This window comes from Nonomuraea recticatena (genome assembly GCF_039533245.1).
GTDB lineage: Bacteria > Actinomycetota > Actinomycetes > Streptosporangiales > Streptosporangiaceae > Nonomuraea > Nonomuraea roseola.
The window spans coordinates 32,790-58,774 of record NZ_BAAATE010000023.1 but is presented as its reverse complement, the minus strand read 5'-3'; the positions used below and the strand labels follow the sequence as shown (position 1 = coordinate 58,774).

The following is a 25,985-nucleotide window of genomic DNA, read 5'->3' as shown; positions in this document are numbered from 1 at the left end:
CGTACCGGCGCGGCGAAGATCTCGGCCCACGCGCCCTGGCGGACCTCGGCCCTTCGCAGCGCGAGTCGTTCACCGCGGCGATACCTGCGATGGTCGCGCTGGCCGGGGCGCTGGAATCACGCCGATAGGGGCACAGAGTTTCGAAAAATGTCGGTGCCGACCCGTACTCTATGGGTATGACGACAGTCGTGAAGTCCTCCACGCGACCCCTGACGACCGCCGAGATCGCCGCCCTCGCACTCTCCCTCGCGCACCTGGGCGCGGGGCCGCAGGCCGTCACCGCCCGGCGCGGCCTGCGCCACGCCTTCGAGCATCTGGAGCTCGACGACGACGTCATCACCACCACGCTCGCGACCCTCACCGACCCGCTGCCTGTGGAGGTGGCCTCCAGGGCCAGGGTCATCGCCGACGCCATCACCAGCAGGCTCGTGGTCCGCATCCACTATCGCGACGCCTCGGGCAACGTCACGATCCGCGACGTCGACCCGGTGACCTGCCTGGTCCACAGGGAGTTCTGGTACCTCGTCGGCGTCTGCAGGATGCGGCGAGGCATCAGGGCGTTCAGGTTCGACCGCGTCATCGCGGTGGAGCCGACGCTGACTCCCGCCCGTCCCCACCTGGCCGACCGCTTCCTGCCCTTCCAGCGCAGGAGGGCCGCCTGATCCCGTAGCCGCGCAGAGGATCGCCGCGTGACCGCCAGGTGGGCGGCGCGGCGATCCTGGAGATCCCGCGGTGCTCCGACATCGAGGATCCCGGTCCCGGGTGCTCTGCGCCCGGGCCTTGGGCCTCGCGTCCAATACTGAGGGACGCTTGACCTCCGTCAGGCGTTGGTGTTGCCGCGCGGCTGGCAGGCTCCGCTTCATGCGTCTTCGGGGGATCTCGCTCGTCGCCGTGCTGGCGATCGTCATCTGCGCCTGCGGTCAGGCGGCCGGCGCGCCACCTCCCAGCCACGCCGTCGCGCCGATGGAGGTTCCTGAGGGGGCGGGCCGCGATCAGGTGAGGTTCCATCTCGCCCGCATGATCGAGACCGGCGCCCACGCGGCCACCGAAGAGGAGGGACGGCTGCCCCCCTCGGTACAGCGGAACCTGAACCGCTCGCTTGCCGCCCACCTCGACCGGCATCCTGGACGCTTCTCCGTGGCCGTCTACGACAGGACCACCTCGGTGCGCTACGCCTTTCGCGAGAGCACGCCGTTCATGCTGGCCAGCGTGGCGAAGGTGGACATCCTGCTGGCCCTGTTGCTGCTCGCCCAGCGCGAGGAGCGCCCCCTGACGGACGGCGAACGCCGGCTCGCCGGACAGATGATCAGGCAGAGCGACAACGAAAGCGCGCACAGGCTCTACACCGCCATCGGAGGGAACCAGGGTCTCAGCGACACCCTTCGGCGGCTGGGCATCGCGCACACCAGGCCGGGGCCTGGCTCGTCCTGGGGCCTGACCAGGAGCAGCCCGTCCGATCAGGTGAAGGTCCTCGAGAAGCTGACCGATCCCGCGGGCCCCGTCTCGGCTCGCAACCGGCGCTACGCGCTCTCGCTGATGTCGTCGGTCGACAGGACGCAGGCGTGGGGTGTCAGCGCGGCGGCCTCGGGCGGGCGCGTCGCGCTGAAGAACGGCTGGCTGCCCGCCCGGGCGCACGGCGGGCTGTGGACGATCAACACCGTGGGACGCCTCGCGCTGCCGGGACACGAACTGCTCATCGCGGTGCTGTCGGAGCGCAGCCAGGACATGAGCGCGGGCGTCTCGCTGGTCGAGCGCGTGGCCAGGACGGCCGTGCGCGCCTTCACCGGCGTCAGAACGCCCCTGACCTCACCACGGCCGCAGTCAGAACGCTCGCCCGGCCCTCCGACCGTCGGCGTCCGCCTGGCGGAGCGTGACCTCTGCCCGGCGGCCGGATGTCAGGCCTGGCCCGTCGACACGAACCAGCCGGCGCCGCCCGGCAGCCGAGCGGATCGCTAGCGCGCTGAACGGCGCAGGCGTGTTCAGGCGCAGCAGCCGCCGCCACAGCACCCGCCGCCACCACCCGCAGGAGCTCCGGCGTTGCCGGTCACGGCCACGGTCGACAGGAGCCTGACCGTGTCGTCGTGACCCTCGGGGCAGGCGGCGGGGTCGCCGGAGGCCGCCATCGGACGGGTGACCTCGAAGGTGGATCCGCAGGCGCGGCAGCGGAAGTCGTAGCGCGGCATGGCCCTAGGGTACGGGGTCGAGCGCGATGTGGGCGTAGTCGGACACCGGTTCGTAGCCGATCGACTGGTAGACGGCGTTGCTGGTGGGGTTGTTCAGGTCGGTGAACAGCACCACCTCCTGACAGCGCTCGGCCAGCGCCATCCGGCTGGCGTAGGCGGTGACGGCCGCGCCGTAGCCGCGGCGCCGGCACGACGGCGGCGTGTAGACGGGGCCGACCCTGCACATCCCCGCCGCCTCGGGGGAGACGCCCGCAAGGGAGACCGGCGCGTCGCCGTCCACCCACAGATGGACGTCGCCGTGGGCGATGCGCCGCCGGGTCAGCTCGGCCAGGTCGGCGCCGTCGATCAGGCTCACCTCGTCGGTGAAGGCCTGGAACCAATTCATGACCAGCGGGAAGTCGCCCATGTTCGCGCGGCGTCCCGCGCCAGGCACCTCGGGCATGACCAGCGTGCCGAGCCGGTAGAGGCGTTCCGGCCTGCGCCTGGAGGAGGTCGAGCCCCACGCGGCGACGAAGGCGTCACCGAGCTCGACCGGTCCCGAGATCTCCGGCACGTCGAGGCCGCGCTCGCGCAGCGCCCCGGCCAGCGGGACGAGCGAGGACGGCGGCATCCCCGCGAGGTAGAGCGGGCGGGGAGGGGTGCGGAAGACCGCGCCGCAGACCTCGCCCTTCTCGCTCCACCAGCCGAAGAAGGAGCCCTCGGCCACCGGCATGCCGGAGCGCAGTCCCGCCAGAAGCGTCAGGGCGACGGTGTTGGCGACGGGCTCACGGCGCAGGAAGGCCTCGGCTTGCTTGGCGTACTCCGCGACGTCCGAGGAGAAGGTCCACATGGTCGGAGATGATGCCAGACCGCCCGTTCGAGGCGCCCCTCCTATTCGGCCAGCAGGCGCGCGACGTGCGCGCTCACGTCGTGCAGCAGCGTGGAAGGCTCGACCCGCACGCCCGCGACGGCCGAGACCAGCGAGGCCAGCCCCGGGATCGGGAAGCCGTCGTCGACCATGGCCTTGGCGCCGACGTCGTTCTTGTCCAGCGCCAGCCTGCTGCGCTGCCACGCGTCGAGCACCTCCTCCGGGGAGGGCACGCCGAAGCCGTGGCCCACGGGGGCGGCGTGACGCAGCTTCACCAGAGGCGTCTCGGCGAAGGCCAGCGCGGTGCGCGCCCGCACGTGCAGGTCTTCGCGCTCCCCGGCAGCGATCCAGTCCATCGCCGTGCAGGGGTTGCGGCAGGTCGCCACGCACACCGCCATGGCGCCCGCGACCTGGCTGTGCTGCCTGTCGAAATAGGCGCGCCATCCCTCGGGGGGCTCGGAGGCGACGCGGAGGGTGCGGTTGGTGGCCGACTGCTCGGACTTGGTGTGGTCGCACTCCCTGTCGCCGATCACGCCGAACCTGCTGCCCGGCGCGCTCAGCCCCGCCGGCCAGCGGGCGGGGTCGCCCGCGTGCCCCAGGTGCGGCTCGAAGGCCAGCAGCGGGAGGTATTCGCTCGCGATGTGCACCGCGGCGATCATCGGGCTCAGCTCGCGGCGGAACCACCTGATCGCGATGACCTCCAGCAGGAGGGCGTAGGCGGGCCGCAGGGACTCGAGGGCGCCGCGGGGTTGCTCGCGCGGCGTCTGCGGCATGTGGCAGTCGCGCGCCCTGCGCCTGAGATCGCTGGGTACGGCAGGCGCCCCCACCGCGAAGTCCTCGGCGTCCAGCGACAGCAGCCGCTGTCCGAACTCGCAGACCTCGGCGATCTCCTTGGTAGGGGCCAGCGCACCGAGATCGGCGAACGCGTAGCGGCGAGCCAGCGCGATGAGCAGATCACGAGTCGTTTCCACGCGAGCACTCTCTCATGACCTGCCCGTGGTCGCGGATTCGTCCCCGCTCCCACCGCCGCGGGGAGCGGCCGCGTCACGGACAGGGAGCCTTGACGCACTGGACGTCTCCTGGGCCGGTCTGCGGGTCGGGGGTCGGCGGGTCGGTCGTCGGCTCGGCCGTCGGCTCCTGCGGGCTGGGCTGGGTGCTCGGCTCGACGGAGGGCTCGGGCGTGGGCTCCTTGGTCGGCTCCTGCGGCGGCGAGGCGGGCGGCGTGACCGGCGCGCTCGGCTTGGGAGTGGTGGTCGGGCGGCCCACGGAAGGGACGGGGGCGCTGGGCACGACCTTGCCGTCCTTGATCGTCGAGGTCGGCGGTCTGGTCTGGCCCTGCTTGACGGGCAGCCGCACCTCGATCGTGCGTCCCCCGACGGGCAGGGGCACGGACTGGTCGCGCCGTACGCTCTGGAGGGGCTCTGGCTCCCTGAACCATGTCCACCCCACGGCGGCCACCGTCGCGACGACAGCGGCCGCGGTCGCCGCGGCCATGACGAGCGCTCTCCTGCGCCCGCCCCGCTCGGGGGCCGCGGGCCTCGTGGCCGGCCCCGCGGTCACGGGGGCGGAGCCCTGTTCCCGACCGGCTCCCGGCTCCAGGGGCAGCTCGGCCCCTGGAGCATCGGCGGCGGGCCGCTGGGTGAGGGGGGAGTGGCCGGGTTCGGCGGCGGACGGCGCGGCCGACGACCAGATGCTCGCGTCGGGATGGGCCGCGGCGTGCCTGGCGGCGGCGGCCATGTCGGCGGCCGAGGGCCAGCGCCGCTCGGGGTCCTTCTCCAGCGCCCTGCCGACCAGCACGCGAGGGCCCGCGGGCACGTCGTCGGGCAGCGGCGGCACCGGGGCCCTGAGGTGCTTGAAGATGATCTGGACGGGCGTCTCGCCGTCGAAGGGCAGCTCGCCTGTCAGGCACTGGTAGGCCACCACGCCGAGCGCGTAGACGTCGACGGCGGGCGTGATCGTGCCGGCCGAGGCCTGCTCGGGCGCGCAGTATCCGGCCGAGCACAGCACGGTGCCCGTGGCGGTGAGCTGCCCGCCCGAGGCGGAGTGGGCGATGCCGAAGTCGGTGAGCGTGACGCTGCCGTCGGGCCTGATCATGAGGTTGGCCGGCTTGACGTCGCGGTGCACGATGCCCTGCTCGTGGGCGGCGGCCAGCGCGTCGGCGACCTCGGCGACCAGGCGCATCGTCTCCTCGGGCGTCAGCGCCGAGCGGCGCAGCAGCCGGTCGAGCGACTCGCCGTCGATGAACTCCATCACCAGGAAGCTGACCCTGCGCCCGTCGCCCAGCTCGCAGGTGCCGCAGTCGTAGACGTCGACCACGCCCGGGTGGGCGAGGGTGGCCATCGCCCTGGCCTCGTTCTGGAAGCGCTGGGCGAAGCGCGGATCCTCCATGAGCGCGGGAAGCAGGACCTTCACCGCGACGGCGCGACCGAGCACGGCGTCGTCGGCGCGCCAGACCTCGCCCATGCCGCCACCACCCAGTCTGGTGGTGAGGCGGTAGCGATTATTGAGCGTGGTCCCCGAGCCGAGCACCTGTCGAGGCTAACACCGCAGCTCTCGGCGGGCCGGGTAAACGGAGGAGCGGGTAAGTCCCGGAGGAGCCCCTCCCACCTGGACATATCCGGGCGGGAGGGGCGAATTACTCAGAAGGATCCGGTGGTGGTGCCGCCGTTGCCGGAAGCCGGCGTGGTGAGCGTGCTGTTGGATCCCGGCTGCCACGCGTCGGCCGTGTCGGGGAAGTTCGCCTCCTTCCGCTTGACGCACTTCCACTCGACCGTGGTGTTCGGCGGCAGCTTGCCGACCGTCCCCGTCCAGGTCGGGTAGGCGGTCGGCGACAGCTTCACCGCGCTGGCCACCGACCAGCCGCCCAGCTGGGGCACGCTGCCCACGGCGTAGACGGACTGACCCGCGGTGGTCGTCCCGTTCGCGCACGAGAAGGTCACCGACACCGGCGCCTGCCCGAGCGTGAAGGCGAACGTCTTGGCCGTGCCGACCCCGAGGGAGGCCGACTTGGCCACGATCAGGTTGCCGCCCGCGTTGTACCAGCCGCTGGCCGCCGCGTCGAAGGCCGCCTTGGTCGCGTGCTGGGTGAGCGGGGAGCCGTTCAGCGTCACGGCGGAGGCCTGCGTCTCCGCCACCAGCTCGACCACGTTGGCGCGGCCGGCGGGCGCGCCGGTGTAGGTGCCGCTGGAGGCCGCGACGGTGACCGTGGCCGTGGACCCGCTGAGCTGCTGGCTGAGCAGAGTGGTGCGGACGGCGCCGCCCTGGTACCCGGTGGAGGCGCCGTCGTCCTCGTAGAGGGTGAAGCTGGAGGCGGCGGGGGCGGTGTAGACCCTGGCCACCAGCTCGTTCCTGGTGGTCGCGTCGGTCCGCTTGCCCAGGACGTTCATGGTCCTGTCGTCCACGAACATCTTGGGGATGATCGCTCCCGCCCTGGCGAAGGCGGGCAGCCGGTAGGAGCCGTTCACCCACAGCGGTCTGTCGTTGAACCACTGTCCCGTGCTGGTGAGCTTCTCGTTGGTGGCGTAGTCGAACCAGGTGCCCGCGGGCAGGTACATGTTCCGCTTGCGCTCGCCCGCACCCGCCACCACGCCCACCAGCAGATCCCTGCCGACGAGCTTCTGATGGCCCATCTCGCGCACGTTCAGGTCGTTCTGGTAGTGGTAGGCCAGCGGCGGCACCACGGGCTCGCCGAACCGGTGCGCCCTGTGCGCCAGCGAGTAGTAGTACGGCGTCAGCTCGTAACGCTGCCGCAGGTTGGCCAGGTTGCTGGCGGTGTGGCCGATCTTGTCGGGCGAGGTCTGCGCGCAGTTGCACAGGTTCTCGGTGTGCGGCCTGATCGGCACCTCGAACCAGGCGCCGTCGGCGAACCACTGCGTGTAGAGCTCGTCCAGGTCGGAGTTGAGCATCTCGCGCCTGAAGCCGCCGATGTCGGAGCCGAAATAGTCGATGCCGGACATCGACATGTGCATCTGGACGTTCTGCTGCTGGGCCAGCGCCGTCAGCTTGGAGCCGATGTCGGCCGACCACATCGCCACGCCGTGCCGCTGGATGCCGCCCGCGCCCGAGCGGGCCAGCATGAACGGGCGCTTGGTGCCGGAGGCGTAGCCGCGGGCGATGCTCTCGGCCCACTTGAGGTTGTAGACGTTGTGGTAGTCGGCGTGGGCGTGCTTGCCGGGCAGCACGCCCGCGGTCCAGTCGCCGGCGTCGTACATCTCGGGCTCGCCCAGGTCGAGCCAGTGGCCCATGACGCCCTGGTCGGACAGCGGCTTGCGCTTGGTGGCGTGCCAGTGGTCGGCGGCGGCGTCCTGCGTCCAGTCGATCATGCCGCCGCGGCCCCACCAGTCGTTGGTGGTCAGGTAGACGGGCGCGCACGTCGAGCAGCCGGCCCTGTTGAGATAGCCGCGTGAGGCCATGTCGGCGTGTTCGGGCCGGTTCTTGCCGATGTAGGACTCCTCGATCGTCATCAGCCCCACCCCCTCGTCGGAGGAGAGGGAGGCGATCTTCGTCGAGGGGCTGGGGAAGGCGGCGGTGTCCCACGCCAGCGACCCCATGCGGGTGTTGTCCGAGCCCGCCGTCACCCCGCCGAACCACGGCAGGTCGAGCACGAAGCCGTCGACGGGGAACTTCGCGGTGCGCAGCCCCGACAGCCGGTTGTCGATCTCGGCCCAGTTGTCGTAGCCGAACTCCGACACCCACATCCCGAACGCCTTCTTCGGCGGCACCGGCGGCCTGCCGGTCAGCTCCATGTAGTCCTTGCGCAGGTCGGGCAGGTCGGCGCCGGTCATCGTGTACCAGCGGACCTGGTCGCCCCAGGTGTCGACGGTCCACGGGTCGCCCGTGAGGTTCCACTCCTGCTTGTAGACCTGGTCGAGGAAGAAGCCGTAGTTGAGGTTGGCGGCCCCGACGGCGAACAGGACCGGGATCTGCGCGTTGCCGACGGGGCCGTTGTCGGTGTCGTAGGCCATGGCGTTGCCGTACTGGCCTCCGGGGGTACGGCTGCGGCCCACCCAGTCGCCGTCGGCGCTGCCGCCCATGAAGAACTGCTCGCCGAGGCCGTAGGCGTTCTGGATCGAGCCCTTGGTGATCGTCAGGCCCTTCCACGCCTGCGAGAGGTTGCGGGGGCAGGCCTCGTACAGCAGCCGCGTGGGGTCGGAGACCTTCACGCACAGCGTGCCGGCCGTGACCTCGACCTTCATCGAGGCCGTGGTCAGCGTGTTGCCAGACTGGTTGAAGCTGGTCGGGCCCGTGTAGTCCTTCTTGGCCACCTGCGGCGTGGTGAACAGCGCCGCGCCCGTGCCAGGGCTGGTGCCCTGGGCCAGTTCGAAGTGGACCAGGTCGTCGTCGAGGAACTCCGCGATGAGGTAGGTCGAGCCGCTGGTGAACTGCACCCGCTGCACGGCGGCCTGCGCGGGCAGCGCGACCAGCAGGGGGACGACCAGCGCGATGAGCATCACGAACGCACGTCTCATGGCCGTGCCACCACCAGGTTGTCGAGGTTGACGCCGCCGCTGCCGTAGATGATCTTGATGGCGTGCGCCCCCGCCGTCAGCGACGTGGTGAGGGAGGCGCTGCCCCAGGTGTCCCAGTTCGACGTCGAGGGCATCGCCAGGGTGCCCACGGTGACGCCGTCCACCTGGATCGTGGCCGAGGCGGCGGTGGCCACGCCGTTGGCGTAGCGGAACTTCAGCTGGTGGCTGCCCGCCGCGTCCGCCTTGACCTGGAACGTCACGGCGTCGCCCGCGGCGGAGAAGCCGTCGACGAAGCCGGTGCCGGTGTAGCCGGGGTGGTCGGTGTTGGTCGAGGTGCCGGTCCCCGCCGCGAACTCGGCCTCGTAGGCGGCCTTGTCCACGCCGTTGAGCGTGACGGTCCTGCCGGCCGCCGCGCTCGCCAGCTTCACGTGGGTGAGCTGCTGCGCGGCATCCCACCACCAGCCCTCGGCGGCGGCCTTCAGGTCGGCGAGCGTGGCCCGCGCCGTGGCCCCTGTCACCGAGGAGGGCTTGGTGGAGGCCACCTGCAGCGTCGCCGTCGTGGTCAGGGCGGGCACGGTCACCGTCACCTGGTGCGCGCCCCAGTTCTCCGCCGAGCTCACGGTACGGCTGGCGCCCGCCGAGTCCTCGAAGTAGGCGTAGGAGCTGTTGCCCGCCGGATAGATCCTGAAGGCGAGGTTGGTGTAGGCCGTGACGCTGTTGCCGATCTCGCCGCCGAGCTGGTAGTCGGCGTTGAGGTTGAGCGGGATGATCGCGCCGGGCTTGGCGTAGACGGGGATCGTGTCGAGCCCCGCGTTGTAGGTCTTCGTGCCGGGCCCGGTGAAGCGCCCGCCGTTCCACAGGTCGTACCACTCGCCCGCGGGCAGGTAGACGTTCTTGGACGTGGCGCCCTGGGCGGTGATCGGCGCCACCAGCAGCTGCGAGCCGAACAGGTACTGCTGGTCGAGCGCGGCCGCCGTCGCGTCACCGGGGAAGGCGAAACTCATCGCCCTCATCATCGGCAGGCCCGTCGTCGAGCTCGCCTTCGCCTCGGTGTAGAGGTAGGGGATCAGGTTCATCCTGACGTTGGCGAACTTCCTGAAGGCGGGGAGCACCGAGGTGTTGCCGGTGCGTGCCTGCACGTTCCACGGCGTACGCGCCTCGGAGGTTGAGGGGCTGGCCTTCTCCGAGTGATACTGCATGATCGGCGAGAACGTCGCCTGCGCGGCCGAGCGCAGGTACAGCTCGGCGCTGGGGAAGTCGCCGGTGAAGCCGGCCATGTCCCACGCCGTGAACGGCACCCCCGACTGGCCCGCCGACAGCTGCGCCCGCACCGCCTCCTGGAAGGCGGAGAAGCTGGAGTTCTGGTCGCCCGCCCAGAAGATGGAGGTCGTCTGGGCGCCGGACGTGCCCGCCCTGCTGAAGATCGTGTTCTGCGCGTTCTTGCCCTTGACGTAGGTGTTGTAGGCCTTGGTGTAGCTGTTGGGGTAGGCGTTGTGCATCTCGTCGCCCTTGCGGCCGTCGGCGAACTGCACGCTCCTGCCGAAGATCGCCTCGCTGCCGTCGGTCTTGAAGCCGTCGATGCCGACCTCGTCCATGAGGTAGTCGCGCTTGCTCATCCACCAGTTGGTGGCCGCCGCGCTGGTGAAGTCGGGGACCATGCTGTCGCCGAACCACTGGCCCGTCGGGATGCGGTAGGGCCCGTTGACGGCGTTCTTGGCGACGTAGCCCTGCGCCTCGGCGTAGGCCTTGTCGTTGAGGTGCTGCTGGGGCGCGGTCGGCGGGTTGGAGTCGAAGTTCTCCTTCAGCACCGGGATCTGCCAGAGGATCATCTTGATCCCCTTGTTGTGGGCGTCGGTGACCATGGCCTTGGGGTTCTGCCATGCCGTGCCCGCGGGGAAGGTGAGGTTCGAGTACGCCAGCTTCCCGCTGCCGGGGGTGGGGGTGTAGGTGGCGCCGTGCCAGACGTAGAAGGTCGCCTCGTCGCTCCACTGCTCCAGCACCATCGCCGTGTGCGGGATCTTGTGCGTGGTGGCGTTGGCCAGCTCGGCGCTGACCTCCGCCTGGGTGTTCCACTCGTTGGCCGACATCCACACCCCGAAGGCCCACTTGGGCGGCAGCTGCGGCCTGCCCGTGACGGCGGTGTAGTCGTTGACGATCTTCGCGGGGGTGCCGGCGAAGAAGTGGTAGTCGAGCGTGGAGTTCAGCGCACCGCCCGTGTCGACGGCGAACCCCGCCCTGTCGCCGGGGGTGAACAGGGCGTAGCGGGTGCTCGGCAGGTAGATGCCGTAGCCGGCCGAGTTGGTGAAGAACGGCACCGACAGGTAGGTACGGCGGGTCGCGCCCTGGTCGCGGTACTGGTTGTAGACGTAGTTGTGCACCTGGGTGCCGCGCTGGTCGAGCCGGTCGTAGCGCTCGCCGTACCCCTCGAACCGCTCGCCCGCCGGTGACAGGTAGTTGTCCTCGATCCTGGTGACCGTGGTGGAGCCGTCGCTGGCCCAGCGGATGTTGTTGGAGGCGTCCTGCCTGGTGATCAGCGTCGTGCCGTCGCCCTTGTAGACCGACAGCCGGTACGGCGACTTCTGGATCTTCAGTACGAGCGAGCTGGTGGAGATCGTCAGCGTGCTCGCCGAGTCCGTCACCGTGTAGCCGGAGACGCCGGAGATGTTCAGTCCCTGGCCGTTGGGGGCGATCTGGGTCCTGAAGCGGTCGAGCGCGGGGAAGGCGAAGCGGATCTTCGGCGTGAAGGAGCCGGCGCTGTCCCCGGTCGTGACCTCCACCGACGTGCCGTTGTCGGTGAAGGACGTCACGTTCGTGACCGTGCTCCACGAGGTGACCGTGAACGAGAACGGGCCCGTGCTCTTCTGCCCGCCCCCGTTCACGTCCGCGTTGACGGTGTAGGTGATCTTGTCGCCCCTGGCGAAGGGGCCCAGGCCGATCCGCCAGTAGCTGTTGTTGCCGCTGTTGTGGTCCCATGCGGCGCCGACGGGGGTCTGGTTCACCCCGTTCTTCGTCCAGGTGACCCAGACGGTCTGACCCGGCTCGATCGGCCAGGTCGTGGCGTTGATCTGGACGTTCTCCCCGGCCATGGGGTCGCGGGGGGAGCGTTCGGTCGGCTCGGTCGAGTAGAGGTCGTCGATGCCGGTCGGATGGTGGTGGACGCCGTCCAGCGCGTACGCGGGGGCGGCGATGAGCGAGGCCAGCAGGACGATCACCGAGACGATGACGCCCGACCGTAACCGGGTCACAGGGTTACTCCCTTCAGGGGGCGAAGACGGCGGAGAGTTCCTGCCAGTGCTGCGCCGTGCAGAGCACCGGAGGCCTGTCGATGGGGGCGGGCAGCGTGAGCACCTGCCCGCCGTCCAGAGCCAGACCGGTCCAGACGTCGACCCACTCGCCCTCGGGCAGGTAGGCCTCCACCTTGTCGGCGTCCGGCTCGGTCACGGGGATGACAAGCAGGGCGTCGCCAAGCTTGTACTGCAACGGATAGGACCAGATGGCCTCGTCGCCAGGGTGGTCGAAGAACAGGCCGCGCATCAGCGGCGCGCCGCCCTCGATCGCCCGCCGTGCCTCCCTCGCCAGGTACGGCACGAGCCTCTCGCGCAGGTGGGCGAAGCGCCTGAAGACCGGGATCACCCGGGGGTCGCCGGTCTGCTCGGCGATGTTCCACGGGGTGCGGTCGCGCAGCGGCCTGCGGTGGTGGTTGAACTCCGAGTGGTACTGCATGATCGGCATGAACGCCGACGTCCCCGCCGCCCGCAGGTACAGCTCCGCGCTGGGCAGGTCGCCAGAGAACCCGGCCAGGTCCCATCCCCAGTAGACGATCCCGCAGGCCGAGGCGGTGATCCCGGCCCTGATCGAGGAGCGGAACGCCTCCCACGTGGAGTCCTCGTCACCGGCCCAGAACGCGCCGTGCGGCTGCGAGCCCGCGAACCCCGCCCTGCTGAAGGTGACGGGCGCCTTGCCCGCGCTTCTCAGCAGGTCGCCGAAGGCGCGGGCGTAGTGCACGGGGAACAGCCCGTTGCCGTCGTCGCCTCTGCGGCCGTCGCCGTAGCGCAGGTCGTGGCCCCACGCGTGCTCGCCGCCGTCGGTCTTGAACCCGTCGACGCCGACCTCGTCGACCAGGTAGCGGCGCTTGGCCGTCCACCAGTCGCGCACGTCCTGCCGTGACAGATCGGGCATGAGCGCCAGCGGGAACCACCAGCCGCGGTTGCGGTACGGCCTGCCGTCGGCCTCCCTGACGCATCTGTCGAGGATCTGCCGGGCGTCCACCGCCGCCTGGTGCTTGGGGTGGGGCCGCATCTTCTGCAGCGGGATCTGCCACAGCAGCACCTTGATGTCGCGCTCGTGCAGCTCGTCGACCATGCCCTTGGGGTCGGGCCACGGGCCGTCCTCCGGGAAGCGGTAGTCGGCCAGGCGGTGCGGCTGCTCCGACGGCTCGTACTCGGCGCCGCGGAAGGCGGTGAACGTCGTCTCGTCGCTCCACGCCTCGATGACCAGGGCGCCGACCGGGATGTCGCTCTCGCGGTGCCTGTCCATCTCGGCCATCACGCGTTCCTGCGTGTTCCACTCGTTGCCGCTGGCCCACAGCCTGAACACCCACTCGGGCAGCTCGGTCGGGCGGCCCACGGTGCCGAGGAAGGCGTCGAGCACCTCGGCGGGCGGGCCCTCGTGCACCCGGAGCGTCAGCTCGTCCTCGACCTCGGCCTCCACGACCAGGCGCGCGCCGCTGAGGTCGTACCAGGTCCTGCGGGAGGTGTCCACGTGGAGGCCCCAGCTCCGCGGCCCGTCGACGACCAGGGCGAACGGCATCGGCAGGTAGGTGCGGCCGTGCGCGCCCTGCGACTTGTACTGCTCGAACACCACCGCGTCGAGCGCCCTGCCGCGCTGGTCGACGGCGTCGAAGCGCTCGCCGAAGCCGACCACGTGCGCGCCGGGCGACAGCTCCAGCTCGAACCGCACCCTGCGGATGCCGTCGCCGTCGGCCAGCCAGCGGACGCTGCCCGGCACCACCCGGTCGCCGCCCTCGACCACCAGCCGTCCGCCTTCCGGGCTCCACCGCGCCGCCGTCACCTCGAACCACCTGGTGGTACGGCCGCCTCCGCGGAAGCGGTAGGAGTAGCGGCGCCCCGCCTCGAGCGGAGGGGTCACGACCGACCACGAACCCGAGGCGGCCCTGGCCGCCTTCGCCTGCGCCGCGGCCAGATGGCCGCCGTCGACCCTCGCGGCCTCCTCCTCGGCCGCGGGACGGCTGAGCGGCAGCTCCATCACCGGAGCGCCGACCATGAGCCAGTCGCACACCACCGACGTGACGTTCGACGAGGCCCGCACCCGCAGCTCGACGCTCTGGCCGTCCATGGGCAGCACGGGCACCCGCTGGTCCTCGGACTCGGCGTAGGGATGGCCGGAGCCGTGGGGACGATGGCGGATCACGAGCGCACCTCCAGCGCGTCGGCGAGCATCAGGTACATCCCGTGCGACCACAGCAGCGGCGTCGCCACCGACCCCCACCGCTGCAGCCACTCCTCGAAGCGTCCGGGCGCGAGCAGCACGTCCGACACCTGCTCGGGCAGCTCGCCCGAGTCGGTGGCCTGCGCGCCCATCCAGTCGAGGTAGCGCAGCGCCTGCTCGCGCCGGCCCGCCGCCGCGTGGTTGAGCCCCAGGAAGCCCGCCAGCAGCACCCAGCGGCCGCCGCCGTAGAAGGTGTCGGCGAGGTAGCGGTGGACGCCGCCCTCGTGCGCGAGCTGCCGCTCGACCTCCGCCACCGTGGCCACGGCGACCGGGTGGTCGGCGGGGTAGAGACCGAACGGGTACACGCACGACAGCAGGCTCGCGTCCACCTCGTCGCTGCCCAGCCACTTGCGCAGGTGACCGCCCTGCGCCACGCCCTCGGCCTCGACCAGCGCGGTGATGCCCTCGACCGCCTCGGCGGCGGCCTTGGCCTCCGCCTCGTCGAGCAGGCCGGTGCCGATCGCGGCCCGCAGGCCCGCGTGGATGGCGCCGAGCGTCGAGACGTGGCGCTGGTCGACGTGCTCCTCCCACCAGTCGTAGCAGGGCTGGTCCCAGAACCACGACAGGTACGTCGTGGCCACCTTCACCGCGCGCTCGGCGCCCCGCACCGCGGCGCCGTGCCGTGTCGTGTGCTCGGCCAGCGCCCACAGCCACGTGCCGTAGCCGTCGAGCTGGTGGTCCCACCACTCGTCCGTGCCGTCGCCGCCCTCCAGGGTGAACCTGGTGGGCAGCATCTCGGCGGGGGAGACGCTCTCGCCCTCCGCGGCCCTCCTGACCAGGGACTCCACCTGGCCCTCCCGCGCGCCGATCACCTCGGCGCACCACTCGTGGAAGGCGGTCACCCCTTCGACCTCGCCCGCGCGGCTCATCCCCTCGGCGATGAACGCGCCGTCGCGCAGCCACGCGTAGCCGCGGTAGGCGGAGAAGGTGGGACACGCCGGGTAGGCCCCCGAGGGCGACTGATGCGTGCTGATCACATCGACGCTGCGCGACACGAGCCGCGCCCGCGCCAGGTCGCTTCCTACGATCACTGGGTCAGATCTCCTGGTGAAGTGGGTGGTTCGTCGGTACGGCGGCAGCCAGGGTCAGCCGAGGAGTTCGTCGACCTTGGCCGCGGCCGCCTTGAGCGCCTCCTCGACGGAGACGCGGCCGGCGGCCGCGTTGGAGAGCTCCTGGGTCACGGCGTCCTGCATCTCCTGCTGCCTCTTGATCACCGGGGGCAGTGCGATCGACTGCAGCGAGTCGAAGACGGCCTGCCTGTTGGCGGGCTTGGGGTCCTTCAGGTATCCGTCGAGCACCGCCTGGTCGGAGACGGGCGGCAGCTCCCATGACGACTGGATGCGCGTGGTGGCCGCGACGTTCGACGAGCTCAGGAACTTGGCCCAGGCGTAGGCCTCCTTGCCGTGCCTGGTCGTCTTGGAGGCGGCGACGGAGTTGTGGAAGACCGCGCTGGCCTTGGCCGTGTCACCTGGCTCGACGACCACGTCCCACTCGAAGGGCACGTCCTTGAGGCCGGAGAACTGCCAGATGCCGTTGTGCCACATCGCGAGCTTGCCCGACTTGAACAGGTTGGTGTCGTAGTCGGCCGTGCCGCCGATCTCCGCCTCCGTGGGCATGGTCTTGCCGACCTTGGAGACCAGCCAGGTGGCCGCCTTGATGCCCTCGGGGCTGTTGAAGGTGGCCTTCTTGCCGTCCGCCGAGAGGAACTCGCCGCCGGCCTGCTTGAGCGTCTTGTAGAACTCGAAGAACTGCACCGGCTGGAAGTCGCCGAACACCCCTGCCTTCTTGTCGGTCAGCTTCTCGGCCGCGGCCTGCTCGTCCTTCCACGTCCACGACGCGGTCGGCTCGGCGACCCCCGCCTTCTTGAACAGCTCCTTGTTGTAGAAGAGCACGACGGTGGAGAAGGAGGCGGGCAGCGCGTACTGCTTGCCCTCGTGCTTGAAGGCCTCGAGCGACTCCTTGGCGTAGCCGGCGGGCGCCGAGTCTCCCGCCACCGACCCCAGGTCGAGCAGGGAGCCCGCGCTGGCGTAGGTCACGAAGTTCTCGTAGTTGAGCTCGAAGGTGTCGGGCGCGGTGCCGCCGGCGATGCTGGTCTGCAGCTTGGTGAAGTACTGGTCGTACGGCGCGGTCTCGACGACCACGTCCACCTTCGGGTTCTCCTTCTCGAAGGCGGCCACGATGGTGTCGAGGTCCTTCACGTGGTCGGGAGCGGCGGAGAAGGTGAAGTAGCGCAGCGTCACCTTGCCGCCGTCGGCGGAGGTGTCCCTGGTCGCCGAGCCCTGGGAGCAGGCGGTGGCGAGGACGGCGGTGGCCAGGGCCGCGGCGGCGAGCCTTGTGCTCTTGGTCATGGGGGTGATCCTTTACTTGAGCCCGGACTGGGCGACTGAGGCGATGACGTGCTTCTGCGCGAAGAGATAGAGGATGAGGATGGGCACCACGCTGACCACCGAGCCGGCCATGACGACGTTCCACTCGGTGGTGAAGCGGCCGTGCAGTTCGGCCAGGCCGAGCGGGAGCGTCATGAACTCGGGCGACTTGATGATCACCAGCGGCCACAGGTAGCTGTTCCAGCTGGCCATGAAGCCGAAGATGGCGAAGGTCGCCAGAGCGGGCCTGATGAGGGGCACCACAATGAGCGCAAAAATTCTGAAATGTCCGGCTCCGTCCAGCACCGCCGCCTCGTCGAACTCCTTCGGCACCTGCGCGATGGCCTGCCGCAGCAGGAAGACCCCGAACGCCGAGGCGATGGTGGGGGCGAGAACCGCGAAGTAGGTGTCGATGAGGTTGAAGGTCCGCATCTCGATGAACAGCGGCACGATCAGCACCTGCAGCGGCACCATCAGCGTCGCCAGGTAGACGGCGAACAGCGCGCCCCTGCCGGGGAAGGGCAGCCTGGCGAAGGCGTAGGCGGCCATCGCGCTCGTGACGAGCTGCAGGATGGTCGAGGCCGCGCCGATCCACGCGCTGTTGAGCAGGATCCGCCAGAACGGTGTGACCTCGAGCAGCTTGCCGTACGCGCCGAGGTTGGCGCCCTCGGGGGTGAAGTCGGGAGGGCTGGCCAGCACGCTGCCGCCGGGTGTGATCGAGGTGATCACCGCCCACGCGAACGGGAACAGCATCACCAGCGCGCCGCCGACGACCAGCAGGTATGAGAGAGCCTTCCTCACAGGAAACGTGCTCGCCGGCCTGCCGCCCCACCGTGAGTGCGTGGCCGGGGCCGTAGCGGCAGGCCGGCTTGCACGTTTCCCATGACTACCCATAGTTCACCCACCGGCGCTGGACACGGACCTGGATCAGCGTCACCAGGAGGACGACGGCGAACAGCAGCCACGACAGCGCCGAGGCGGCGCCCGCCCTGCCGTACTGGAAGGTGAGCCTGTAGACCTGCTCGACCACGACCTCGGTGGCCCCGCCAGGACCGCCGCCGGTCATGACGTGCACCTGGTCGAAGACCTGGAAGCCGTTGATCAGCGAGATGACGACCACGAAGAACGTCGAGGGCGACAGCAGGGGAAGGGTGATGCGGCGGAAGCGCTGCCACGCCGAGGCGCCGTCGACCCGCGCCGCCTCGTGGTACTCGTTCGGGATCGCCTGCAGCCCCGCCAGCAGGATGATCATGACGAAGCCGAGGTCCTTCCACGCCGAGGCGAGGATGATCGACGGCATCGCCCACGTCGGGTCGGTCCACCAGCCGGGGCCCTCGACGCCGAGCAGTCCTAGCGCCCAGTTCACGATGCCGCTGGCCGGGTTGAGCAGCCACTTCCACATCAGCGCCACCACGACCCAGCTGGTGATCACCGGCAGGAAGTAGATCGCGCGGAAGATGTTGCGCCCTCCCATCGCCCTGTTCAGCAGCATCGCCAGGCCGAGCCCTCCGGCGTAGACCAGCGGCAGGTAGCCGGCGATGAAGGTAAGCGTGTGCAGGAAGGCGGCCCGCGTCTTGGGGTCGGCGAGCACCTCGCCGTAGTTGTCGAGCCCGACCCAGCGCATCGGCTCGATGAGGTTCCACTCGTGCAGGCTCACCCACAGCGAGCCGGCCATCGGGACCAGCGTGAAGAGCACCAGCGGGATCAGGCTCGGCAGCAGGAAGACCGCGACCGTGCCCGCGTAGCGCAGCCTGCGGCGCGGCGGCCTGGGCGCGGAGGTGGGCGTGGTCCTGGGCGGGGCGGCGGTGAGCGTCATGGCGTCGCCCCGATCAGCCTGGCGCGCACGAGCCTGCCCTGCTCGCCCGCCGCGCCCGCCGCGTCGAACGGCGTGGCCAGCACCAGCGCGGCGGCGCCCTGCGCCCAGCTCGTCTCGTCCCAGCTCTCCACCTCGATGGAGATGTCACGCCGGCCCGGCATGAGCTGGGCGCGCACCGCCCTGTCGAAGCCGACCTGCCAGAACGGCCAGTTCGCGACGCCCTCGCCGAGGATCACCACCACCTCAGGGTCGACCACGTTGATCAGCCCCGCGGTGGAGCGCCCGAGGATCCTGCCCGCCTCGTCGAAGAGGTCCTGGGCGGCCCTGTCGCCCGCGGCCGCCGCCCTGCCGAGCTCGTCCACGGCCGCGCGGGCTCCCGGGTCGCCGGTCGCGGCCCCGGAGTGGGGATCCTCCGCCGAGGCGGGAGCCTCGCCGAGCAGGCCCTTGGACCTGGCGGCCGTCACCAGGCCTGCCGACCCCACGAACGCCTCCAGGCAGCCGGCCGTCCCGCAGCCGCACAGCGGGCCCGAGGGGTCGACGGGCACGTGGCCGAACTCGCCGGCGCCGCCCCTCGCCCCCCTGTACACACGCCCGTCCATCACGATGGCGGCGCCGACGCCCCGCCCGATCGTCAGGACCAGGAAGTCGCGGTGCGTGCGGCCCCTGCCGTACAGGCGCTCGGCCGCGGCCAGGGCGTTGACGTCGTTCTCCACCAGCACGGGCAGGCTGAGGCTGCGGCGCAGCCGCTCGCCGACCGGCATGGCCTGCCAGCCGAGCGTGGGCGCGTTGACCGTGCCCACGGCCTGGTCGTCCACGCTGCCAGGCACGCCCACGCCGACGCCGAGGAGCGGGGGAGCCGCCTCGACCTGGGCGACCACCTCGGCCACCGCCCTGACGAGGTCGTCGAGCGCGTGCGGCGAGGAAGGGTCGAAGGGCCGCTCCCACGAGCCGAGCACCTCGCCGTCCAGGCGCACGTCCACGATCACCAGGTGGTCGGCCGTCACCTTCACCCCGAGGGCGCGCCCCGCGCTGCCCACCAGGCCGAGCCGCTGAGCGGGACGGCCGCCGCGCGAGGGCTTCAAATCGAGCTCCTCCAGCATGCCGTGGCCCATCAGCTCGCGGGTCACCTGCGTGACGGAGGCGGGGCTGAGGTCGAGCTCTCTGGCGATTTCGGTACGGCTGAGCGGACCGACCGTCCCGAGGAGAGCGAGTATCGCCGTCCTGGTCAGGTCGCCGCGATCACTGCCTGCCATACAGGGACCGGACTTTCTTCAGAAATAAAGTTAGTGGTGAAAATATGGGACCCCGTCCGTCTCGGTGTCAAGAGTTCGAAACCGTCCTGAAACCAAACAAGGCCCCCACCCGGAACCGGGTGGGGGCCTTGCCGCGAACTAGCTCAGGAAGCGTCCTTGGCGCGGGCGCGCAGCGCGCGGCTCACGCCGTCGGCGCCCTCCAGGACCATCCTGCGCAGCGCCTGCGGGGCGCCGGAGGCCGCGAGATACTCCTCGGCCGCCCGCACCGTCTCCTCCTCGATGAGCAGCGCGGGGAAGCAGCCCACCGCGAAGCTCTGCGCCATGTCGAACGTCCACTCCTCGTAGACGCGCCCGACCTCGGAGAAGTACTTCTCCTTGTACGGCCTGAGCAGATCGACGTGGTGAGGGTCCTGGAACCCGGCGATCGTCGTGCGGAAGATGGCGTTGGCCAGCTTGCCGCCGGTGATCGCCGCCCACGCCTCCGCCTTGGCCTCGGCGGTGGGGATGGCGGCCCTGCACAGCGCGGCTGAACGCTCGCCCGAGGCGGTCGCGTCGCGCTTGAGCTCGGCGTCGATGTCGGCGGCGCCGAGCACCCCGCCGGAGACCAGCGCGTGGGTCAGCGTCCAGCGCAGGTCGGCGTCGACGGCCAGCCCCTCCGGCGCCGAGGCGCCGTCGAGGATGCCCTTGACGAAGGCCAGGTCCTCGGGGGAGGTGGCCACCGCGCAGAAGGCGTTGACGTAGGCGAGCTGGTGGTCCGAGCCCGCCTCGGCGGCGCCGATCCACGACTTCAGCGCGGCGGCCAGCTGGGCCAGGCCCTCGGCCCGCCACGCGGGGTCCGCGTACTGCTGCACGGCCTGGCGCGCCTGGCGCAGCACGGTCTGCACGACCGTGATGTCCTTGACGGTCTCGATGCCGGAGATGACCAGCTGCACGTAGTCGCGGGTGGCCATCTCGGCGTCACGGGTCATGTCCCACGCCGCCGACCACGACAGGGCGCGCGGCAGCGACTCGGTGAACTGCGAGATGCCGCCTTCCACCAGCGTGGCGAGCGAGCGCTCGTCCAGGCGGACCTTCGCGTAGGTCAGGTCGTCGTCGTTGATCAGCACGAGGTCGGGCTGGGTCTCGCTGACCAGCTCGGCCACGGCCGTACGGGCGCCCACCACGTCGAGCTCGACCCGCTTGGTCCTGGTCAGCGCGCCGTCGGCCAGGGAGTACAGGCCGATGGCGACGCGGTGCGAACGCAGCGTCGGGTACTCGGCGGGAGCCTCCTGCAGCACCTCGAAGCTTTCGAAGCGGCCCTCGGCGTCGACGGTGAAGGACGGGCGCAGCGTGTTGACCCACGAGGTCTCCAGCCACTCCTTCGACCAGGACGACAGGTCGCGGCCGCTGGTGCGCTCCAGCGCGGTGAGCAGGTCCTTGAGCTCGGTGTTGCCCCAGGCGTGCTCGTTGAAGTAGTCGCGCACGCCCGCCAGGAAGTTGTCCAGGCCGACGTAGGCCACCAGCTGCTTGAGCACCGAGGCGCCCTTGGCGTAGGTGATGCCGTCGAAGTTGACCTCGACCGCCTGCATGTCGGGGATGTCGGCGGCGATCGGGTGGGTGGAGGGCAGCTGGTCCTGCCGGTAGGCCCACGCCTTCTCCACGTTCGCGAACGTGGTCCACGCGCCCTTGCCCCAGCGGGTGGCCTCGGCCTGGCACAGCACGGAGGCGTAGGTGGCGAACGACTCGTTCAGCCACAGGTCGTCCCACCAGCGCATGGTGACCAGGTCGCCGAACCACATGTGCGCCATCTCGTGCAGGATGGTCTCGGCGCGGCGCTCGACGATGGCGTCGGTGACCCTGGAGCGGAAGACGTAGTCCTCCAGGAAGGTCACGCAGCCCGCGTTCTCCATCGCGCCGGCGTTGAACTCCGGCACGAACAGCTGGTCGTACTTGCCGAACGGGTAGCGGACCCCGAACACCTTGTGGAAGAAGTCGAAGCCCTGGCGGGTGAGCTCGAAGATGTTGTCGGCGTCGAGGTGCTCGGCCAGCGAGGCGCGGCAGTAGATGCCCAGCGGGATGCCGTCGTGCTCGGAGGTCACCTTGTGGTAGCCGCCGGCCACCAGCGCGGTGATGTAGGTCGAGATGGGCGCGGTGGGCGCGAAGTGGTGGCGCCTGGCCGCCTGCACCACGCCGTGGCGGCCCTGGTGGCCCGCCAGCTCCTCCACCCCGTCGGCGGCGGCGTTGGAGACGACCTCCCAGTCGGCCGGCGCGATCACGGTCAGCTCGAAGGTCGCCTTCAGGTCGGGCTGGTCGAAACAGGCGTACATCCGGTGGGCGTCGGCCGTCTCGAACTGCGTGTGCAGGTAGACCTTCTGGTCCTCGGGGTCGACGAACCTGTGCAGGCCCTCGCCCGTGCGCATGTAGGCGCAGTCGGCGTCGACGACCAGTTCGTTCTCCGCCGCCAGCCCCGGCAGGGGGAACCTGCCCTTGTCCTCGTCATAGGCGGCCACGTCGAGCGCGACCCCGTTCAGCTCCACCGAGCGCACGTGCGCGCCGTGCAGGTCGATGAACGTCGTCGCGCCGGGCTCCGCGGCGGAGAAGCGAACGGTCGTGACACTCTCGAACCGCTCCTCACCCTCCGTCAGGTCGAGCTTGACGTCGTACGACTCGACCTTCAACAGCCGGGCCCGCTCGCGAGCTTCGTCACGGGTCAGGTTGCCTGCCAAGATCCGCTCCTCTTCACCACATCATTGGGGTTTTGTCTGAATCCTGCCATGCCAGGAATAGTCCTGACTGTCACTCAGGTTATGGCCGAGGGCCCAGGTTATTGCCAGGGCAGGTCATCACGAACGAGGGAACCGCACCCATGGCCGAACGAACCCCCGTAGATCTCTGGTTCGACCCCTTCTGTCCCTTCGCCTGGATCACCTCGCGCTGGTTGGTGGAGGTCGAGCAGGTGCGCCAGATCGAACCCCGCTGGCACATCATGAGCTTGACCGTCCTCAACGAGGACAAGGAGATCCCCGACTCCTACCGCGAGATGCTGGCCGCCGCGATCGGCCCCGTGCGGGTCGTCGCCGCGGCGGCCGACAAGTACGGCGAGCACGTCGTCGGCCCGCTCTACACCGAGCTCGGCACCCGCTTCCACAACGAGGGCAGGCCCAAGGAGGGCCCCACGCTCAGGGACACGATCGGCGACGCCCTGGTGGCCGCCGGCCTCGACAGGGAGCTGGCCGACGCCATGGACTCCACCGACTACGACGAGGCCGTCAGGGAGTCGCACACGCGCGGCATCGACCTGGTCGGCCAGGAGGTCGGCACCCCGGTGATCCAGGTCGAGGGCGTCGCCTTCTTCGGCCCCGTCCTGACCAGGATCCCCAGGGGAGAGGACGCGGGCCGTCTCTGGGACGGCGTGCGCACCGTGGCGGCCTTCGACGACTTCTTCGAGCTCAAGCGCTCGCGCACCCGCCGCCCCGTCTTCGACTGACAGCGCATGGCGATCGCCCTGGGCTCCCCGGGGCGGTCGGCCCCATGGCCCCCTGGGCCGCGATCTCGGACATCTCCCCCCAACCGCGGCGCTTCGCCGTACCCTCTTGGGGAGGCGACAGAGGGGCGGGCGTGGCGCAGACACCCCGCGTGACGCGCCGGCCACTCGCTTTGTGACCTTCGACGCGCAAGGATGGGGACCATGCGTCATCTCTATATCAACGGGGCGTGGACCGCCTCGGTCTCGGGCGAGGGCATCGACGTCGTCAACCCGGCCACCGAGGAGACGATCGACCGAGTTCCTGCCGGAGCCCCCGATGACGCAGAGGCGGCGGTGCTGTTCGCCCGCGCCGCCTTCCCCGCGTGGGCCGCCACGGCCCCCGCCGAGCGGAGCAAGCTGCTGGCCGCCGCCGCCGACCTGCTGAAGGAGCGGGCCGAGAGCGTCGCGAGGACGATCGCGACCGACATGGGCGCGCCGTACGGCTTCGCGCTCAAGGTGCAGACGCTCATGCCCGCGGGGGTGCTCGCCTCCTACGCGCAGCTGGCCGAGTCCTACCCGCGCGAGGCCAGGGTCGGCAACTCCGTCGTGGTGAAGGAGCCCGCGGGGGTGGTCGCCGCGATCACGCCGTGGAACTACCCGCTGCACCAGATCATCTGCAAGGTCGCTCCCGCGCTCGCCGCGGGGTGCACGGTCGTGCTCAAGCCCAGCGAGGTCGCGCCGCTGGCCGCCTACGAACTGGCCGAGATCTTCCACGAGGTGGGCCTGCCGCGAGGCGTGTTCAACCTGATCAGCGGGGCAGGGCCGGTGGTCGGCGAGGCGCTCGCCGCCCACCCCGAGGTCGACATGGTCTCCTTCACCGGCTCGACCAGGGCGGGCAGGCGCGTCGCCGCCCTTGCCGCCGAGAGCGTCAAGCGCGTCGCGCTCGAGCTGGGCGGCAAGTCGGCCAACCTCATCCTGCCCGACGCCGACCTCGCGAGCGCGGTGAAGGCGGGCGTCGCCAACGCCTTCGTCAACTCGGGCCAGACCTGCTCGGCCTGGTCGCGGATGATCGTCCACCGCGACCAGTACGACAAGGCGGTCGGCATGGCGGTCGAGGCGGCCCGCAAGTACACCATCGGCGACCCCTTCGACGAGGCGACCAGGCTGGGCCCGCTCGTCTCGGCCGCGCAGCGCGACAGGGTGGTCCGCTACATCAACACCGGGCAGGAGGAGGGGGCGCGCCTCATCATCGGCGGTACCGAGCCTCCGACAGAGCGCGGCTACTTCATCGAGCCCACGATCTTCGCGGGCGTGGAGCCCGGCATGACGATCGAGCAGGAGGAGATCTTCGGGCCGGTCCTGTCGATCATCCCCTACACCAGCGAGGAACAGGCGGTGCAGATCGCCGACGGCACCCGCTACGGGCTGGCGGGCGCCGTGTGGGCCGGCACGCAGGAACGGGCGGTCGCGGTGGCGAGACGGCTGCGCACCGGGCAGGTCTCGATCAACGGAGGCCAGTTCAACCCGCAGGCGCCCTTCGGCGGCTACAAGCACTCGGGCATCGGCAGAGAGCTGGGCGAGCACGGTCTCGAGGAGTACTTCGAGATCAAGTCCCTCCAGCTCTGAGCGCCGCAGGCTCGTCCCGCGGCTCCCCGGCCGCTGAGGGCGGCGACCCGCACGACCGGTCTACGGGGTGCGCTGGAGAATCTTCCTGGCCTCGCTCTTGGGCAGGCGGTCGACGTAGAGCGCGCCGTCGAGGTGGTCGCTCTCGTGCTGGAAGCACCGTGCCAGCAGGCCCCTGGCCCTCAGCCGCACCGTCCTGCCGAGCCTGTCCACGCCCTCGATGCGCACGCCCGCCGCCCTGGGGGTGGGCGCGTAGAGCGGCCTGCCCGTGTCGCGTCCTGGGACCGACAGGCAGCCCTCCTCGTCCAGCACCACCTCGGGATCGTCGACGGTGAGCACCGGGTTGATCAGGTGGCCCTTGCGCCCGCTGCAGTCGTAGACGAACAGCCTGCGTGACACGCCGATCTGCGGCCCGGCCAGCCCCACGCCCTCTGCTGCGTACATCGCCTCGAACATCTCGTCGATCAGCTTGCGCAGCTCGCGGTCGAAGTCGACGACAGGCTCGGCGGGGGTGCGCAGCACTGGGTCGCCGATGTACCGGATCTCGCGCATGGGGCCGTCTTCTCCTGTAAGGACTGGGAAGGTCAACAGCCTCTTACTCTAGCGTGGGACCGCCGTCGAACGCGCCCACGGAACCTGAGAGACTGGACGGGTGCGTGTCTACATCGGTGCCGACCATGCCGGCTATGAGCTGAAGAACCACCTTGCCACCTGGTTGAAGGACCACGGGCACGAGGTGACCGACTGCGGTCCGTTCGTCTACGACGCCGAGGACGACTACCCCGCCTTCGTGCTGCGCGCGGCGGAGGGCGTCGCGGGAGACCCGGGCAGCCTCGGCATCGTCATCGGCGGCTCGGGCAACGGCGAGCAGATCGCCGCCAACAAGGTGCGCGGCATCCGCGCCGCCCTGGCCTGGAGCGAGGAGACGGCGCAGCTGGCGCGCGAGCACAACAACGCCAACGTCGTGAGCGTGGGCGCGCGCATGCACACCCAGGAGGAGGCGACCAGGTTCGTCGAGGTCTTCCTCACCACCGCCTTCTCCGGCGCTTCCCGCCACAGCCGCCGCATCGCGCAGCTGTCGTCCTACGAGACCATCGGCCAGCTGCCCGCGCTGCCGTAGCGCCCTGCCCGCCGCTCTGTCCCCGCCCTGCCCGGCCGTCCTGCCCGTCCGCTCCGCCTGCCGACATGTCGGCCGCCGTGGGTCACGACCTGCGGCGGAACCCCCTGCGGGGGCGCTCCTCGCCCGAACGGCCCTCTCCTCGAGGGTGCTCCTCCCGCGCCTTCGCCTCGCGGCGCGGGGTCTCGTCGCGCAGCGGCCGCCGGTCGGCGGCGTCCTGCTGCTCCTGCGAGGGTTTCGACACGTCTCTCGCCCGCATCGCGGTGATCGCCGTGATCTGCAAGCTCTGCAGTGCCATGCCTTCGACTGTACGCCGTGACGGCGGGAGGCGAAGTCCTGCTGGGCGGCGCGCCCGCGGT

Annotated in this window: 20 protein-coding genes; 5 read left to right on the top strand and 15 right to left on the bottom strand. The window is 70.6% G+C overall.

Translation table 11 applies throughout. The annotated features are described in order from the left end of the window. Positions 1-176 precede the first annotated feature (176 nt). Both ABFX50_RS34090 and ABFX50_RS34085 read left to right on the top strand, forming a co-directional pair. Entirely contained in the window at positions 177-662 is a 486-nt protein-coding gene (locus tag ABFX50_RS34090; protein WP_183647581.1) for a helix-turn-helix transcriptional regulator, read from the top strand. Positions 663-861: 199 nt separating this feature from the next. Beyond that, positions 862-1,956 (top strand): serine hydrolase, encoded by a 1,095-nt coding sequence (locus tag ABFX50_RS34085; protein ID WP_346152281.1) that lies wholly within the window; start codon positions 862-864, stop codon positions 1,954-1,956. 23 nt (positions 1,957-1,979) lie between these two features. On the opposite strand, the gene ABFX50_RS34080 is transcribed toward ABFX50_RS34085, so the two are convergent. The 13 genes from ABFX50_RS34080 to pepN all read right to left on the bottom strand — a co-directional run bounded on the left by ABFX50_RS34080 (position 1,980) and on the right by pepN (position 22,146). After that, positions 1,980-2,183, bottom strand: a complete 204-nt coding sequence (locus ABFX50_RS34080) for an FmdB family zinc ribbon protein (RefSeq protein ID WP_346152279.1) — start codon at positions 2,181-2,183, stop codon at positions 1,980-1,982. Between the two features lie 4 nt (positions 2,184-2,187). Next, the gene (locus ABFX50_RS34075) at positions 2,188-3,012 is read right to left on the bottom strand and encodes a GNAT family N-acetyltransferase (RefSeq protein WP_346152277.1); all 825 of its coding nucleotides are present in this window, start codon (positions 3,010-3,012) and stop codon (positions 2,188-2,190) included. A gap of 41 nt (positions 3,013-3,053) precedes the next feature. After that, entirely contained in the window at positions 3,054-4,001 is a 948-nt protein-coding gene (locus ABFX50_RS34070) for a hypothetical protein (RefSeq protein ID WP_183647573.1), read from the bottom strand. Between the two features lie 73 nt (positions 4,002-4,074). Then, a complete protein-coding gene (locus ABFX50_RS34065) occupies positions 4,075-5,559 on the bottom strand; it encodes a serine/threonine-protein kinase (RefSeq protein ID WP_346152275.1) in 1,485 nt (494 codons plus the stop codon). Between the two features lie 110 nt (positions 5,560-5,669). Continuing rightward, positions 5,670-8,498, bottom strand: a complete 2,829-nt coding sequence (locus ABFX50_RS34060) for a TIM-barrel domain-containing protein (RefSeq protein WP_346152273.1) — start codon at positions 8,496-8,498, stop codon at positions 5,670-5,672. Further along, positions 8,495-11,743: a TIM-barrel domain-containing protein gene (locus tag ABFX50_RS34055; RefSeq protein WP_346152271.1), complete on the bottom strand. Its 3,249-nt coding sequence runs from the start codon at positions 11,741-11,743 to the stop codon at positions 8,495-8,497. The genes ABFX50_RS34060 and ABFX50_RS34055 overlap by 4 nt, the downstream gene beginning before the upstream one ends. Positions 11,744-11,756: 13 nt before the next feature. Next, positions 11,757-13,928: a glycoside hydrolase family 31 protein gene (locus ABFX50_RS34050; protein ID WP_346152269.1), complete on the bottom strand. Its 2,172-nt coding sequence runs from the start codon at positions 13,926-13,928 to the stop codon at positions 11,757-11,759. Next, a complete protein-coding gene (locus ABFX50_RS34045; RefSeq protein ID WP_346152267.1) occupies positions 13,925-15,037 on the bottom strand; it encodes a glycoside hydrolase family 15 protein in 1,113 nt (370 codons plus the stop codon). Before ABFX50_RS34045 ends, ABFX50_RS34050 begins: the two co-directional genes overlap by 4 nt. Before the next feature lie 54 nt (positions 15,038-15,091). Then, positions 15,092-16,354: an ABC transporter substrate-binding protein gene (locus ABFX50_RS34040; protein ID WP_346152265.1), complete on the bottom strand. Its 1,263-nt coding sequence runs from the start codon at positions 16,352-16,354 to the stop codon at positions 15,092-15,094. A 12-nt stretch (positions 16,355-16,366) separates the two neighbouring features. Beyond that, positions 16,367-17,173: a carbohydrate ABC transporter permease gene (locus ABFX50_RS34035; RefSeq protein ID WP_346152263.1), complete on the bottom strand. Its 807-nt coding sequence runs from the start codon at positions 17,171-17,173 to the stop codon at positions 16,367-16,369. Between the two features lie 85 nt (positions 17,174-17,258). Continuing rightward, complete coding sequence (locus tag ABFX50_RS34030; protein WP_346152261.1) at positions 17,259-18,188, bottom strand: carbohydrate ABC transporter permease; 930 nt, start codon at positions 18,186-18,188, stop codon at positions 17,259-17,261. After that, the gene (locus ABFX50_RS34025) at positions 18,185-19,441 is read right to left on the bottom strand and encodes an ROK family protein (protein ID WP_346152259.1); all 1,257 of its coding nucleotides are present in this window, start codon (positions 19,439-19,441) and stop codon (positions 18,185-18,187) included. Before ABFX50_RS34025 ends, ABFX50_RS34030 begins: the two co-directional genes overlap by 4 nt. Positions 19,442-19,584: 143 nt before the next feature. After that, a complete protein-coding gene (gene pepN / locus ABFX50_RS34020; RefSeq protein ID WP_346152257.1) occupies positions 19,585-22,146 on the bottom strand; it encodes an aminopeptidase N in 2,562 nt (853 codons plus the stop codon). Positions 22,147-22,286: 140 nt separating this feature from the next. Here pepN and ABFX50_RS34015 point away from each other — a divergent pair, with 140 nt between their 5' ends. Both ABFX50_RS34015 and ABFX50_RS34010 read left to right on the top strand, forming a co-directional pair. Continuing rightward, positions 22,287-22,907 carry a mycothiol-dependent nitroreductase Rv2466c family protein gene (locus ABFX50_RS34015; protein WP_183647543.1) on the top strand — a complete coding sequence of 207 codons (621 nt, stop codon included), beginning with the start codon at positions 22,287-22,289 and terminating at the stop codon, positions 22,905-22,907. A 201-nt stretch (positions 22,908-23,108) separates the two neighbouring features. Then, positions 23,109-24,512, top strand: coding sequence for an aldehyde dehydrogenase family protein (locus ABFX50_RS34010; RefSeq protein WP_346152254.1), 1,404 nt, complete (start codon positions 23,109-23,111; stop codon positions 24,510-24,512). Between the two features lie 60 nt (positions 24,513-24,572). On the opposite strand, the gene def is transcribed toward ABFX50_RS34010, so the two are convergent. Beyond that, positions 24,573-25,061: a peptide deformylase gene (gene def, locus ABFX50_RS34005; RefSeq protein ID WP_346152252.1), complete on the bottom strand. Its 489-nt coding sequence runs from the start codon at positions 25,059-25,061 to the stop codon at positions 24,573-24,575. Positions 25,062-25,161: 100 nt separating this feature from the next. Here def and ABFX50_RS34000 point away from each other — a divergent pair, with 100 nt between their 5' ends. Further along, on the top strand, positions 25,162-25,629 hold the full coding sequence (locus ABFX50_RS34000) for a ribose-5-phosphate isomerase (RefSeq protein ID WP_346152250.1): 468 nt from the start codon (positions 25,162-25,164) through the stop codon (positions 25,627-25,629). Positions 25,630-25,711: 82 nt separating this feature from the next. Here ABFX50_RS34000 and ABFX50_RS33995 read toward each other — a convergent pair whose 3' ends face one another. Further along, the gene (locus ABFX50_RS33995; RefSeq protein WP_346152249.1) at positions 25,712-25,924 is read right to left on the bottom strand and encodes a hypothetical protein; all 213 of its coding nucleotides are present in this window, start codon (positions 25,922-25,924) and stop codon (positions 25,712-25,714) included. Positions 25,925-25,985 lie beyond the last annotated feature (61 nt).

Bases quoted from the DNA above. Each gene is read 5' to 3' on its own strand.
- ABFX50_RS34090 (WP_183647581.1), top strand. From the start codon at position 177: ATGACGACAGTCGTGAAGTCCTCCACGCGACCCCTGACGACCGCCGAG.
- ABFX50_RS34085 (WP_346152281.1), top strand. From the start codon at position 862: ATGCGTCTTCGGGGGATCTCGCTCGTCGCCGTGCTGGCGATCGTCATC.
- ABFX50_RS34080 (WP_346152279.1), bottom strand. From the start codon at position 2,183: ATGCCGCGCTACGACTTCCGCTGCCGCGCCTGCGGATCCACCTTCGAG.
- ABFX50_RS34075 (WP_346152277.1), bottom strand. From the start codon at position 3,012: ATGTGGACCTTCTCCTCGGACGTCGCGGAGTACGCCAAGCAAGCCGAG.
- ABFX50_RS34060 (WP_346152273.1), bottom strand. From the start codon at position 8,498: ATGAGACGTGCGTTCGTGATGCTCATCGCGCTGGTCGTCCCCCTGCTG.
- ABFX50_RS34040 (WP_346152265.1), bottom strand. From the start codon at position 16,354: ATGACCAAGAGCACAAGGCTCGCCGCCGCGGCCCTGGCCACCGCCGTC.
- ABFX50_RS34030 (WP_346152261.1), bottom strand. From the start codon at position 18,188: ATGACGCTCACCGCCGCCCCGCCCAGGACCACGCCCACCTCCGCGCCC.
- ABFX50_RS34025 (WP_346152259.1), bottom strand. From the start codon at position 19,441: ATGGCAGGCAGTGATCGCGGCGACCTGACCAGGACGGCGATACTCGCT.
- ABFX50_RS34015 (WP_183647543.1), top strand. From the start codon at position 22,287: ATGGCCGAACGAACCCCCGTAGATCTCTGGTTCGACCCCTTCTGTCCC.
- ABFX50_RS34010 (WP_346152254.1), top strand. From the start codon at position 23,109: ATGCGTCATCTCTATATCAACGGGGCGTGGACCGCCTCGGTCTCGGGC.
- def (WP_346152252.1), bottom strand. From the start codon at position 25,061: ATGCGCGAGATCCGGTACATCGGCGACCCAGTGCTGCGCACCCCCGCC.
- ABFX50_RS33995 (WP_346152249.1), bottom strand. From the start codon at position 25,924: ATGGCACTGCAGAGCTTGCAGATCACGGCGATCACCGCGATGCGGGCG.